Source organism: Mesorhizobium sp. P2_H9, from assembly GCF_056403215.1.
The window spans coordinates 172760-185122 of the sequence record NZ_JBFUFX010000010.1; the positions used below are offsets into that span (position 1 = coordinate 172760).

Genomic DNA, 12363 nt, shown 5'->3' on the forward strand with positions numbered 1-12363 from the left:
GTCCCTGGGACGGGCTCGATGGCATTGCCCGGTGCAGCTCTTTCCTTGACAAGCGCGAAGGATCAATCCAGCATCATGGCAAGGGGTTCTTTCGCGACGACCCCGTGAGGCGTCAGCCCAACGATCGCGTCCAAACTCTCATCTCTGGAGGTGGACGCCATGCCGTCAACAACCGCAATCACCGTATCGCAGCTCTCTCGCCTCGTCGGCCTGCCTGACGCGCCTGTTCTCATCGACGTGCGCATCGACGACGATTATGATGCCGACCCGCGCCTGCTGCCGGCGTCATGCCGACGCGACTTCAAGACCGTTTCGAACTGGGCGGCGGAATTCACCGGGACCCAAATCGTCGTCATCTGTCAAAAAGGGCAAAAGTTGTCGCAAGGCGTTGCCGCATGGCTGCGCCATGAAGGCATCGCGGCGGAGTCGCTGGAAGGCGGCTTCGAGGCCTGGCTGGCGGCCAAAGGGCTTCTGGTCAAGGCCGACAAGATACCGCGCCGCGACGGCAAGGGCCGCACGGTCTGGGTGACGCGCGCGCGCCCCAAGGTCGACCGCATCGCCTGCCCCTGGCTGATCCGCCGTTTCATCGACCCTTCCGCGGTGTTCCTGTTCGTCGAGCCGGCCGAAGTGCTGGCCGCCGCCGATCGTTTCGCAGCCATCCCCTTCGACATTGACGATGTGTTCTGGAGCCATCGCGGCGAACGCTGCACCTTCGACACGATGATCGAGGAGTTCGGGCTTCAGTCCGAAGCGCTCGACCGCCTGGCGCTGATCGTGCGCGCCGCCGACACCGCGCGGCTTGACCTCGCGCCGCAGGCAGCGGGGTTCCTGGCCGCTTCGCTCGGCCTGTCGCGCATGTTCCGCGACGATCTCGAACAGCTCGAGGCCGGAATGCTGCTCTACGATGCGTTCTTCCGCTGGTGCCGCGACGCCACGGACGAAAGCCACAACTGGCCGAGCGGGGGCAAAACACCATGAACGCCCTTGCCGCTGGCAACGACGCGCACGCCGTCGATATTCCTGAAGCGCCGACCTTCAGGCAAGCAGCAAGATTGTGGGCCAAGATCGGCCTGCTCTCCTTTGGCGGGCCGGCCGGACAGATCGCGCTGATGCATAAGGAACTGGTCGAGGAGCGCCGCTGGATCGGCGAGCAGCGCTTCCTGCATGCGCTCAACTATTGCATGCTGCTGCCCGGTCCGGAGGCGCAACAGCTCGCCATCTATATCGGTTGGCTGCTGCACCGGACCGCCGGCGGTCTCGTCGCCGGCATTCTGTTCGTGCTGCCGGGTGCCTTGGTCATGCTGGCCTTGAGCACATTCTACATGCTCTACAACGACGCGCCGGTCATCGAGGCGCTGTTCTTCGGCGTCAAGGCGGCGGTGCTCGCGGTCGTCGTCGAAGCGGTCATCCGCATCGGCCGGCGGGCACTCAAGAACCGGGTGATGATGGCGATCGCGGTGGTCGCCTTCCTCGCCATCTATGTCGTCAAGCTGCCGTTTCCGCTTATCATCCTGGCGGCAGGGCTGACCGGCTGGATCGGCAACCGTTTTGCGCCGGGGCCGTTTTCCGGCGCCGCGCACGGCAAGGGCAACGCGCCCGATGTTCGCGGCGCCGTCGACCTGATGTTCGAACGCGGCGAACTCGCGCACACCAGGCCGACGAAATGGCATGCGCCGCGCACCATTGCGACCTGGCTGCCGATCTGGCTCGGGCCGGTCGCGCTGATCTGGATGCTGACCGGCTCCTCCAGCGTGTGGACGCAGCTTGGCTCTTTCTTCAGCCTCATGGCGGTGGTCACTTTCGGCGGCGCCTACGCGGTTCTTGCCTATGTCGCGCAAGCCGCCGTGACCTCGTTCGGTTGGCTCGCGCCTGGCGAAATGGTCGATGGCCTCGGCCTTGCCGAGACGACGCCGGGCCCGCTCATCCTGGTGCTGCAGTTCGTCGGCTTTGTCGCCGCCTACCGGCACGCCGGCACGATGAGCCCACTCGCTGCCGGATCGCTCGGCGCGCTGCTGACGATCTGGGTGACATTTGTGCCGTGCTTCTTCTGGATTTTTCTCGGCGCGCCTTACATCGAAGCGTTGCGCCAGAACAAGGCGCTCTCGGCCGCTTTGAGCGCGATCACGGCCGCTGTCGTCGGCGTGGTGATGAACCTCGCTCTGTGGTTCGCGCTGCATGTCATCTTCGGCAAGGTGCAGAGCATTGGCCTTGGCACCGAGGTCCCGGTGCTGTCCTCTATAGACTGGCGTGCCGCGCTGCTGTCGGCCGCTGCGATGATTGCCATGTTGAAACTGAAGATCGGCATGCTACCCACGCTGGCCGGCTCGGCAGTGGCGGGAATGGTGTTGCTGGCCGTATTTTGACGTCAATCAAATCGGATTTGATAAGAGTATAGCCAGCGGACCAGACCGTCTTCAGCAGCACTATCGCGCTCGGCTATCCCAGGAGGCTGGACAATGATCGACAATCGACGGCGCAGGCTATTGCGGCTGGTGATTGTGTTGGCGATCTGCGGCCATGGGCGGTTCGCCTATGCTGCCGATACAGGCGACGGTGTGGACCAGCCTGCCGCCAAGGCGGCCTTGCTCAAGGCCTATCCGGGACTTTTCACCATATTGGGCAATACACTGACCTGGACCGACGGCACCACGATGGTGTGGGATGACGGCAAGACGCGCGACGCCGATGCGCTGTTGGACGCCCCCGACATCGAAGACATGTTTCACTACGCCTATCCGCCGGCCAGTGCGGGAACCCTGATCCCGGCAGATGATTTCGATCCCGGTCGTATCCGCAACCAGGCCTTCTTCGAGAAGCTCTACGGCGGTGGCGCTGCCGCGGTCGGCAAGCACATCGCCGATGTCAAATGGCTGCCGAAACTCGGCAGGAAGGTGGTGCAGGTTAGCAGGCTTTTTGGCATCGATGACCGGATCGGCAAGGTCTCCGACGCGCTTGAGGCCATGCCCGCAGAGCTAAGCCGCTACGGGCTCATGCCAGGCGGCGGTTTTGTATGGCGGCCGATCGCCGGCACCAATCGACTGAGCGTCCACTCTTTCGGGGCAGCTTTCGACATCAATGTCGGTTTCTCCGACTATTGGTACAACAACAGAAACAGGAAGGATCCGAAGGCGCACATTCCGTTCAAGAATCGTATCCCGCTGCCGGTTGTGGAACTGTTTGAGAAACAAGGGTTTATCTGGGGTGGGCGCTGGTATCACTACGATACGATGCACTTTGAGTACCGCCCGGAATTGCTGTTGTACAAGAAATCCGCCTGACCGGGATTGTGGTCGGCGGTTTCCGGGCGCGGATTTCTGCCTGCGTGAGGAAAGCGCGCCTCCGGTTGAATCCGATCTTCCGAACTGCTTCAAAGTCGGTCCTGGATCGCGGAAGGGGATGTGACGTGGTGGATTCTGATCGGATCGACAAGCTGATCGCAGCGGTGCCCCCCGCCCTGGCGCTTCGCGCCGGGCTGGACCTTGGCATCTTCACCCGGCTCGGTGGCGATGCTGCGACTGCTGACAGCCTTGGGGCCGCGCTCGAAGTCGAGCCCGATCGTCTGTCGCGGCTCCTCTACGCGCTCGCCAGCATCGGTCTCCTCGAGGTCGCGGATGGTCAATTTCGCAACGGAGCCGAAGCGTCGGAGTTTCTCGACGCGTCCAAGCCGACCTATCGCGGCGGCGATCATGCGCTCCTGCGCGAGCTCTGGGGAGCCGACCTTTTGACCGCAGAGTCGCTGCGGCAGAACCGGCCGGCCGCGCTGCACGACTTTTCGGAAGCGGGGCCTGAGTCCGCCGCGGCCTTCAGCCGGATGCTGGCACCGGGCGGGGTGATTTTCGGCCGACATCTGGCCCAGGAGATGGACCTCTCGGCGACCGGTTCGGTGATCGACATTGGCGGGGGTGCCGGGACCATTCTCGTTGGACTTCGCGAGCGTTGGCCGCATATTGAGGCGACGCTGATGGAACTCCCAACGGTCGCAGCGGTCGCGCCAGCGATCTTGTCCGAATACGGTGCCGACGACGTGGTTGTCGAAGAGGGCGACATAACTGTCGCGCCATCCATCGGTCGGCACGATCTAGCGATCCTCAAGGCCGTCGTCCAGGTCCTGCCGCCGGACCAGGCACGCAGTTCGATCCTGAACGCGGCGCGTTGCCTCACACCGGGAGGCGAGATCGCAATTGCCGGGTGGGGTGTCGTCGATGACGACCGCCTCGGCCCGACTGAGGGTGTGTTTCTCAATCTCACCTTCCTGAACCTCTATCGTCACGGCGAAGCGTACACGGAAGGTCAGTATCGCGCGTGGATGACCGAGGCCGGATTCCGGGATATTTTGAGGTCGCGCCTGACGGACGGCTGCACCTTGTTTCGTGCGCGCCTCGCGGGCTGATGACGGGAACGCGATAGCAACGGCACCCGTATCGCCCTTCACCAAGTCCTTGAATTGAATGGTGATCCCGACAGGAATCGAACCTGTGACCTACAGATTAGGAATCTGCCGCTCTATCCTACTGAGCTACGGGACCACGCGGCCCGACACATAGACGCTTCGGGCCGTTTCGCCAAGAGGCAGGTTGATGCTGGCTACGCGGCTCTTTCGCACCATGGCGCGGTCTTGAATTCCAGGCCTGTGCCGTTGCGGCTGGGCCTCGATCCGATCGCGCCGAGGGCAAAAACGCCGGTGCCGCTATCAGGTCCGGCGTCAAACCTGTCAGGCGGCCAGGGCGGTTTCCGCCAGCTTCACCCAATAGCTCATGCCGTGCGGGATGACCTCGTCGTTGAAGTCGTAGGCGGGGTGGTGGAGACCCGCGCTGTCGCCATTGCCGATGAAGATGAAAGCGCCGGGCCGCGCTTCCAGCATGTAGGAGAAATCCTCGCCGCCCATCACCGGCTGGATGGCGCGGTGGACCTGGGCGTCGCCGGCGACGTTGGCGGCGATATCGCCGGCAAAGACCGTCTCTTCCGCGTGGTTGAAGGTTACGGGGTAGTTGGCATCGTAGTCGACCTTAATCGTCACTCCGAAGGCCGTCGCCAGCCCGTCGCAGATGGCGCGGATGCGCTCCTCCGCCTTCCTGGCGATGTCTTTCTTCAGCGTGCGCACGGTGCCGGCGATCTCGGCGGTCTCGGGGATGACATTGTAGGCGTCACCGGCGTGGAATTTGGTCACCGACACCACCACGGCCTCGACGGGATCGATGCTGCGCGAGGCAATGGTCTGCAAGGCGCCGACAAGCTGGCTGGTGATGACGATCGGATCGATCGTGCCGTGCGGCATCGCCGCATGGCCGCCGCGGCCCTTGACGGTGATGGTGAATTCGGCGGTCGCCGCCATGATCGGACCGGGCCGGATGGCGAACTCGCCGACTGCCAGGCCCGGCATGTTGTGCATGCCGAACACCCTGGAGATGCCGAAGCGCTCCATCATGCCGTCCTTGACCATTTCGTTGCCGCCGCCGCCACCTTCCTCGGCCGGCTGGAAGATCACCGCCACCGAGCCGGCGAAATTGCGCGTCTCCGCCAGATATTTGGCGGCGCCCAGCAGCATGGCCGTGTGACCGTCATGGCCGCAGGCATGCATCTTGCCGGGAACCGTAGAGGCGTAAGGCTTGCCGGTAATCTCGTTGATCGGCAGCGCGTCCATGTCGGCGCGCAGGCCGACGGTCGTGCCTTGCCCCTTGCGGCCATGGATGATGCCGACGACACCGGTCTTGCCGAGCCCGGTCACCACGTCGTCGCAGCCGAAAGCATGCAGTTTCTCGGTCACGAAGGCGGCGGTCTTGAAGACGTCGAAATTCAGTTCTGGCGTCTGATGCAAATGGCGTCGCCAGCCGGCGACCTCATCCTGCATCTCGGCGGCGCGGTTCAGGATCGGCATACGGGTTCCATCTCGCTGTTGGAGCAGACGGTTTCGGCCTGCTGCATTGCAATTGTGATTGTCGGGCGCTTTGCCATGTTGACGTCACATAGGGTAAATAGCACCGCAAGCAATGTGGTTCGAGGATGAGGGTCGGACCGCATTGTGCTGGCCATCGCGTAATGAAACCTTACGGAGCCAGAGGCGACTACGGCAAGAGGCGATTTCGGATTCGATCATGCGGCACAGGCATTTCCTCACATTATTGCTGGCGGGCGCCGTGGCGCTGCCCGCGCTGGCCGGATCGGCTCTGGCCAATCCGTCGATCCTGTTCGACCTGAAAAGCGGCAAGATTCTTCAGCATCAGGATGCTTTCCGGCGCTGGTATCCGGCTTCCCTGACCAAGCTGATGACCGCCTATGTAGCCTTCCGCGCCATCGCGGCCGGCGAGGTCCAGCTCGATTCGCCGATTAAGGTCACGAAACATTCCGCCGGCGAGCCACCGAGCAAGATGGGCTTCAAGCCGGGCTCGGTTATGCGGCTCGACAACGCGCTGAAGATGATGCTGGTCAAATCGGCCAACGACATCGCCATGGCTGTCGGCGAGAATATCGGCGGTTCGCAGGACGCGTTTGCCGTACGCATGAATGCCGAGGCGCAGCGGCTCGGCATGACCGGGACGCATTTCGTCAATCCGAACGGGCTCTATTCGCCGGACCAGTATACGACGGCGCGCGATCTTGCCTTGCTGGTGATGGCGATCCGCAGCGAATTCCCGCAATACGCCCCCTGGTTCTCGATCGAGGGTCTGGCCGTCGGCAAGAAGACGCTGCCGAACTACAATCTCTTGATCGGCCGCTATCCCGGCGCCGATGGCATGAAGACGGGTTTCGTCTGCTCTTCGGGCTTCAACATGATCGGCTCGGCAACGCGCAACGGGCGCACGCTGGTTGCCGTGGTGCTTGGCGAAAAATCGGCGGTCAGCCGTGCGGAGACTGCCGCAAACCTGCTCGACCAGGGCTTTGCGACGCCGGCTTCAAACCTGGTCACGGTCGCAGCGCTGCCTTCGTATGGCGATGCCGTGTCGGCCAACGATCTGCATGACGAGATCTGCAAGAAGAAGGCGCGGGTAGAACAGTCCGAGGCCGCTCCGCCGGTGGCCGAAAAAGACAAGGATGTGCCCAAATCGGATGTGCCCAAATCGCCCTATCAGGAAAAGCTCGATCATGTGCCGACGCTGGTTGCCGTCGGCCTTGGCGGCGCCACCGGGCCGGCTCCGAAGGCGATGCTCGACCAGGGCGGCCAGGAGTTCGCCGATGTGCCGCTGCCGAGCTGGCGGCCTGATTTGCCGGCGCCGGGCGGCGCCGAGCCGACCGTGACAGGGTCCGCCCCCGCGGCGCAGGGCGATCTCCCGGTCAAGGTCGCGAACTAGGCCGATGGCTGGCTTTCCCATTCCCGTCTCGGTGCTCACCGGCTTCCTCGGCGCCGGCAAGACGACGCTGCTCAACCGGCTGCTCAAAGACCCCGCACTCACCGACACCGCGGTCATCATCAACGAGTTCGGTGAGGTGGCGATCGACCATCTGCTGGTCGAGCAGGCCTCCGACGGCATCATCCAGCTGTCAGACGGCTGCCTGTGCTGCACGGTGCGCGGCGAACTGGTCGACACGCTGGCCGATCTCGTCGACCGGCTGCAGACCGGCCGCATTGCCCGGCTTGCCCGCGTCGTCGTCGAAACCACGGGGCTCGCCGATCCGGCGCCGGTGCTGCAGTCGATCATGGCCCATCCAGCCCTTGTCCAGGCTTTTCGGCTTGACGGCGTCATCACGCTGGTCGACGCCGTCAACGGCAATGCGACGCTCGATGCCCATGTCGAGGCAGTCAAGCAGGTGGCCGTCGCCGACCGCATCGTCTTGACCAAAGCCGATCTGGCCACCGATCCCGGCGATGTCGAGGCATTGCGGGCCCGGCTGCGGCTGATCAATCCCGGGGCGGCGGTGCTCGATGCCGGCGACAGAATGACCGACGTGGCGGCGCTGTTTGACTGCGGCCTATACAATCCGGCCACCAAATCCGCCGATGTGCGGCGCTGGCTGGGCGAAGAAGCCGGCCATGACCATGGCGACCACCATCACGGCGATCATGACCACGACCACCACCACCACCACCGGCATGATTCGCGGGTGCGCTCCTATTCGCTGGTCCATGATCGGCCGGTGCCGTTTTCGACGATCGAGATGTTCCTCGATCTGCTGCGCTCGGCGCATGGCGAACGCCTGCTGCGCATGAAGGGCGTCATCGAGCTCACAGAAGATCCGTCGCGGCCGCTGGTCATTCATGGCGTGCAGAAAATCCTGCATCCGCCGGTGCAACTGGCGTCCTGGCCGGACGGCCAGCGTGGCACAAGGCTGGTGCTGATCACGCTCGACATGCCGGAAGACTATGTCCGCCGGCTGTTTGCCGCCTTCACCAACCGGCCGTCGATCGACACGCCGGACCGTGCGGCGCTGGAAAACAACCCGCTGGCCATCGCCGGGCGTTGATCCTTAAATTCGCGGTTCGCCGCGCTCGACAAGAAAGCGATGCCCGCCGGACATCGCCGCCGTTTCAATCAGCTGGTGGCCGTCATCCGAGCAGAAAGCCGGGATGTCGATGACGGCGAGCGGGTCGGTGGTCTCCAGCCAGAGTCGGCTGCCCGGTTTCATGGCAGCCAACCGCTTCTTGGCCTTGAGTACGGGCAGGGGACAGTTCAGACCCTTGAGATCGTAAACGGCAGCGCGCTTGGGCAAGGCCGAAACCTCAGCCGCCGAACATGCCGAGCAGCTTCTTCTTCAATTTGCTCACCGTGCCTTCGTCGGCGCTCGCGGCCTGCGTTTCCGCCGGCTCGACGCCCGCGGTGGTGACCGGCTGCTGGGCAGCCTGCTTGGCGGCTTCCGCCTCGGCGAGCGCCTGGGCCTTGGCTGCGGCTTTTGCAGCCTTCGCTTCTTCTATGGCCGCAAGCCGTTGTTCCTCGGCCTTCTGCTTGGCGGCCTTTGCCGCGTCGAGCGCGGCCATCTTGCGGCCGGCCGGCGAATCGATGCGGCCCATGCGCGCCGTTTCCGTCACCGAACCGTCCGAGTTGAGCGACGGCGGGTCGATCGGCACGCGTTCGCCGCGCGCCCGGCGCTTCGACCAGTCGGAAACGATGCTGGCTTCCTTGACGCCGGCGATGGTCGGCTTGGGTGCCGGCACCGAGGCCTTGACCGCGCCGCTGAAGGCTGCGTCGTAGGTGCTCTGGTAGGCATTGTAGGCGCTCTTCAGCGAATCCGGCTGCGTGGTGGCAGGACAGGCGCCGGTCGGATCGAAGGTGGTGCCTTCGGGCGCAACCTGGTTGAAGACATAGCGTTTGTCGCAAACATCGACCTTCGGCGGCACCTTGGTGATCTCGAAATTGTCGTAGCCGACCTTCAGCATTTTCCAGAAGTCGTAGTTCGGGTCGTTGCGATAGCGCGCCATGTTGGCGGCGGTCATGCGGAACGGAAAGGCCTGGATCTGGAACTCGGTCTGGCCGCCCTGGAAGGCGTCACGGCCGAAGGCGTAAATCTGCTCGATCTGCGGATCTGTCATCGAATAACAGCCAGACGACGAGCAGGCGCCGTGCACCATAAGATTTGCGCCGGTGCGGCCATTGGCACGGTCATAGGCATTGGGATAGCCGATGTTGAAGGACAGATGATAGTTCGAGCGCGGATTCATCTGCGACGGGCGAACCGTATAGAAGCCTTCCGGCGCCTGGCGGTCGCCTTCGGTGTATTTCGGCCCGAGCTTGCCTGACCATTTGCAGATATCGTAGCTGGCGACCATCTCGTAGCGGCCGTTGGTCTTGGCCTTCCAGATTTCGAGCTTGCCCTCTTCCTTGAAAATGCGGGCCATCACCGACGAGGTGCGGACCATGCCCTTGGCCTGCATGTCGGCCAGGATCTTGTCCGGCAGCGGCTTGTTGGCTTCCGGAGCAAAGTCCTTCATCGACGAATCATTGCAGCCGGCGACGCCGAGGGCGGCGATCAGAAGTCCGGTGCGGGCAAACTTGGCGAACATGGTTACGGCTATGACTTTTCTCTCGGGCCACGGGCTTCGGCACTGCCGGGTCCGCGCGCTGAACACTGACGGACCCTAAGCCCGTTAACCTTGAAAATTCCTTACCGCAAGCTTTGGCCAGCTTCCCTCACGGCAATTTCATTGAGCCGAATGCAGCGGCATTTTTGTGGCGAAATTGCTCCCGGCCGCCACATTGCGGTGGGGGAACAGCCTGAAACTAGAGGCTGCGGCCCATCGATAGGTATTTTTCGCGCCGATGTTCGCGGAAATCCGTGTTGGCGCCTGCAAAGTCCTTCATCGTCCTGGCGATGAGGTCGCCGGTGGCGGCGATCACCGTTTCAGCACCTCTATGGGCACCGCCGAGCGGTTCGGGAATGATGGCGTCAATGATCTTCAGCTCCAGAAGATCCTGGGCGGTGATCTTCATGTTGGTCGCCGCATCTTTCGAGCGGGTGGTGTCGCGCCACAGGATCGAGGCCGCACCTTCCGGCGAGATCACCGAATAGATGGCATGTTCGAGCATGTAGACGCGGTTGGCGGTGGCGATGGCGATGGCGCCGCCGGAGCCACCTTCGCCGATGACCACCGAGATCGACGGCACCTTCAGGCCGAGACAGGCCGAGGTCGAGCGGGCGATGGCTTCGGCCTGGCCGCGTTCCTCGGCGCCGACGCCGGGATAGGCGCCGGCGGTGTCGACCAGCGTCAGCAGCGGAATCTTGAAGCGGTCGGCGAGTTCCATCAGCCGCACCGCCTTGCGGTAGCCCTCCGGCCGCACCGAACCGAAATTATGCTTCAGCCGGCTGGTGGTGTCGGAACCCTTTTCCTGACCGATGATGGCCACCGGCTCGCCGCGGAAACGGGCAAAGCCGCCGACGATCGCCTGGTCCTCGCCGAAATTGCGGTCGCCGGCGAGCGGCGTGAAATCGTTGAACAGGCCCTTGATGTAGTCGACGCAATGCGGCCTGTCGGGATGGCGGGCGACTTGTACCTTCTGCCACGGCGTCAGCGCCTTGTAGGCCTCGCGCAGCGCGTCGCGCGAGCGCTTCTCGAGACGGCTGATCTCATCGCCGACATCGACGGCCTCGCCATTCTCGGCAAGCTTCTTCAGTTCGAGGATCTTGCCTTCGAGATCCTGCACCGGCTTTTCGAAATCGAGGTAATTGTACATTCTTGAGCGGACCGATACGTCGGAAGGCAATGACTGATGGAACCCTGAAATCATAGGCTCCGCGCGGGGGAACGTTGTCCTCACATAGCGATATGAGGCCTAGTCGGCAAGCGGATGATGATCGTTGACCAGCCGCACCAGCCGCTCTTCCAGCACATGGGTGTAAATCTGCGTGGTCGAGATGTCGGCATGGCCGAGCAGTTGCTGCACGGCCCGAAGATCGGCGCCGTTCTGCAACAGATGGCTGGCAAAAGCGTGGCGCAGCACGTGCGGCGATATTTTCGCCGCTGATATGCCGGCCCGGGCGGCGAGGCCTTTGAGGTCGCGGGCAAAGACCTGCCTGGAGAGATAGCCGCTGTCGGACGCCGCTGGAAACAGGAACGGGCTGTCGGCAAAGGCCGGCACCTTTGCCCGCGCCGCCAGCCAAGCCCGCATCGCAGTGCGCGCCTTGGCCGAGAGCGGCACCATGCGTTCCTTGTCGCCCTTGCCGCGCACCATGAAGAAGCGGTCGTCACGCTGGGCCACCGTCACCGGCAGGCCGACCAGTTCGGAAACCCGCAAGCCGGTGGCGTAGAGCACCTCGACCAGCGCGTGCAAGCGCAGCGCCGCCAAACTGTCACTATTGCCCAGGGAGGCGGCCAGCGCTTCCTGCGCCGCCCTGTCGATCAGCCGGCCGGTATCGGCCTCGCTCATCGTCTTGGGCAGCGGCCGGCCTTTTCTAGGGCTGTCCAGGGTTCCGGTCGGGTCGTCGCCGCGCAGGCCTTCGGTATAGAGGAATTTGAAGAACTGGCGGATCGCCGAGAGTTTGCGCGCCTGCGACGTGGCGGCAAAGCCGCGCGCGGCGACGTCGTCGAGATAGCTACGGATATCGGCGGCGGCGGCACCGGCAAGTCCGCCGCTGATTTCAGCCGAGGCGTCTTCAAGGTCGCGGCGATAGGAGGACAGCGTGTTTTCGGCCGCCCCCCGCTCGGCGCTCATCATTTCGAGAAAGGCTTCGATGCGGGCGGCGCTGTTCATTGGCTTAATTTTTCTTGGGGTTCAGCTTTTCCAAGGGGATGCGCACGCTCATTTCCGCTTTCTTTGGCTCGACGAACATCACCAGCGCGAACATCGTGCCATAGGCAATGCCAGCCAGAATCGTGAGCGTCACGACAAAGCGGAACAGTGTCGGCATCAATTTTCGCCCGTCTTCTTGTTCTGCGTTTCCAAACCCAGTGCCCTTATGGGATGCCAATCCGGCCAATTCAAGGACGAAGCTCGCTCG

At 63.4% G+C, this 12363-nt stretch carries 12 protein-coding genes and 1 tRNA gene; 6 read left to right on the plus strand and 7 right to left on the minus strand.

From position 1 onward, the window contains the following. Positions 1 to 159: 159 nt before the first annotated feature. The 4 genes from AC1DXN_RS20460 (at position 160) to AC1DXN_RS20475 (ending at position 4390) form a co-directional block, all read left to right on the plus strand. A complete protein-coding gene (locus AC1DXN_RS20460) occupies positions 160 to 978 on the plus strand; it encodes a chromate resistance protein ChrB domain-containing protein (protein WP_477270907.1) in 819 nt (272 codons plus the stop codon). Next, positions 975 to 2363 carry a chromate efflux transporter gene (chrA, locus tag AC1DXN_RS20465; RefSeq protein ID WP_477270909.1) on the plus strand — a complete coding sequence of 463 codons (1389 nt, stop codon included), beginning with the start codon at positions 975 to 977 and terminating at the stop codon, positions 2361 to 2363. The genes AC1DXN_RS20460 and chrA overlap by 4 nt, the downstream gene beginning before the upstream one ends. Positions 2364 to 2456: 93 nt before the next feature. Beyond that, positions 2457 to 3278 carry a M15 family metallopeptidase gene (locus AC1DXN_RS20470; protein WP_477270911.1) on the plus strand — a complete coding sequence of 274 codons (822 nt, stop codon included), beginning with the start codon at positions 2457 to 2459 and terminating at the stop codon, positions 3276 to 3278. Positions 3279 to 3403: 125 nt separating this feature from the next. Next, positions 3404 to 4390, plus strand: coding sequence for a methyltransferase (locus AC1DXN_RS20475; protein ID WP_477270913.1), 987 nt, complete (start codon positions 3404 to 3406; stop codon positions 4388 to 4390). Between the two features lie 59 nt (positions 4391 to 4449). On the opposite strand, the gene AC1DXN_RS20480 is transcribed toward AC1DXN_RS20475, so the two are convergent. Continuing rightward, positions 4450 to 4526 (minus strand) — tRNA-Arg (locus tag AC1DXN_RS20480). Between the two features lie 185 nt (positions 4527 to 4711). After that, entirely contained in the window at positions 4712 to 5875 is a 1164-nt protein-coding gene (locus AC1DXN_RS20485) for a M20 aminoacylase family protein (RefSeq protein WP_477270915.1), read from the minus strand. Positions 5876 to 6092: 217 nt separating this feature from the next. Here AC1DXN_RS20485 and AC1DXN_RS20490 point away from each other — a divergent pair, with 217 nt between their 5' ends. Beyond that, positions 6093 to 7286, plus strand: a complete 1194-nt coding sequence (locus AC1DXN_RS20490) for a D-alanyl-D-alanine carboxypeptidase family protein (protein WP_477270917.1) — start codon at positions 6093 to 6095, stop codon at positions 7284 to 7286. A gap of 4 nt (positions 7287 to 7290) precedes the next feature. Next, positions 7291 to 8397, plus strand: coding sequence for a CobW family GTP-binding protein (locus AC1DXN_RS20495; RefSeq protein WP_477270919.1), 1107 nt, complete (start codon positions 7291 to 7293; stop codon positions 8395 to 8397). Between the two features lie 3 nt (positions 8398 to 8400). Here AC1DXN_RS20495 and AC1DXN_RS20500 read toward each other — a convergent pair whose 3' ends face one another. From AC1DXN_RS20500 to AC1DXN_RS20520, 5 genes are all read right to left on the minus strand, one after another. Beyond that, a complete protein-coding gene (locus tag AC1DXN_RS20500) occupies positions 8401 to 8643 on the minus strand; it encodes a sulfurtransferase TusA family protein (RefSeq protein ID WP_477270921.1) in 243 nt (80 codons plus the stop codon). A 10-nt stretch (positions 8644 to 8653) separates the two neighbouring features. Next, the gene (locus tag AC1DXN_RS20505; protein WP_477270923.1) at positions 8654 to 9931 is read right to left on the minus strand and encodes a L,D-transpeptidase family protein; all 1278 of its coding nucleotides are present in this window, start codon (positions 9929 to 9931) and stop codon (positions 8654 to 8656) included. 217 nt (positions 9932 to 10148) lie between these two features. After that, a complete protein-coding gene (locus AC1DXN_RS20510; protein WP_477246467.1) occupies positions 10149 to 11099 on the minus strand; it encodes an acetyl-CoA carboxylase carboxyltransferase subunit alpha in 951 nt (316 codons plus the stop codon). A 99-nt stretch (positions 11100 to 11198) separates the two neighbouring features. Continuing rightward, positions 11199 to 12116 (minus strand): site-specific tyrosine recombinase XerD, encoded by a 918-nt coding sequence (locus AC1DXN_RS20515; protein ID WP_477270925.1) that lies wholly within the window; start codon positions 12114 to 12116, stop codon positions 11199 to 11201. Positions 12117 to 12120: 4 nt separating this feature from the next. After that, positions 12121 to 12273, minus strand: coding sequence for a histidine kinase (locus AC1DXN_RS20520; protein ID WP_477246470.1), 153 nt, complete (start codon positions 12271 to 12273; stop codon positions 12121 to 12123). Positions 12274 to 12363: the final 90 nt, after the last annotated feature.

What these genes read in the sequence shown, in the direction of transcription:
- AC1DXN_RS20460 (WP_477270907.1), top strand. Translation starts at nt 160, where the DNA reads ATGCCGTCAACAACCGCAATCACCGTATCGCAGCTCTCTCGCCTCGTC.
- chrA (WP_477270909.1), top strand. Translation starts at nt 975, where the DNA reads ATGAACGCCCTTGCCGCTGGCAACGACGCGCACGCCGTCGATATTCCT.
- AC1DXN_RS20470 (WP_477270911.1), top strand. Translation starts at nt 2,457, where the DNA reads ATGATCGACAATCGACGGCGCAGGCTATTGCGGCTGGTGATTGTGTTG.
- AC1DXN_RS20485 (WP_477270915.1), bottom strand. Translation starts at nt 5,875, where the DNA reads ATGCCGATCCTGAACCGCGCCGCCGAGATGCAGGATGAGGTCGCCGGC.
- AC1DXN_RS20490 (WP_477270917.1), top strand. Translation starts at nt 6,093, where the DNA reads ATGCGGCACAGGCATTTCCTCACATTATTGCTGGCGGGCGCCGTGGCG.
- AC1DXN_RS20495 (WP_477270919.1), top strand. Translation starts at nt 7,291, where the DNA reads ATGGCTGGCTTTCCCATTCCCGTCTCGGTGCTCACCGGCTTCCTCGGC.
- AC1DXN_RS20505 (WP_477270923.1), bottom strand. Translation starts at nt 9,931, where the DNA reads ATGTTCGCCAAGTTTGCCCGCACCGGACTTCTGATCGCCGCCCTCGGC.
- AC1DXN_RS20510 (WP_477246467.1), bottom strand. Translation starts at nt 11,099, where the DNA reads ATGTACAATTACCTCGATTTCGAAAAGCCGGTGCAGGATCTCGAAGGC.
- AC1DXN_RS20515 (WP_477270925.1), bottom strand. Translation starts at nt 12,116, where the DNA reads ATGAACAGCGCCGCCCGCATCGAAGCCTTTCTCGAAATGATGAGCGCC.
- AC1DXN_RS20520 (WP_477246470.1), bottom strand. Translation starts at nt 12,273, where the DNA reads ATGCCGACACTGTTCCGCTTTGTCGTGACGCTCACGATTCTGGCTGGC.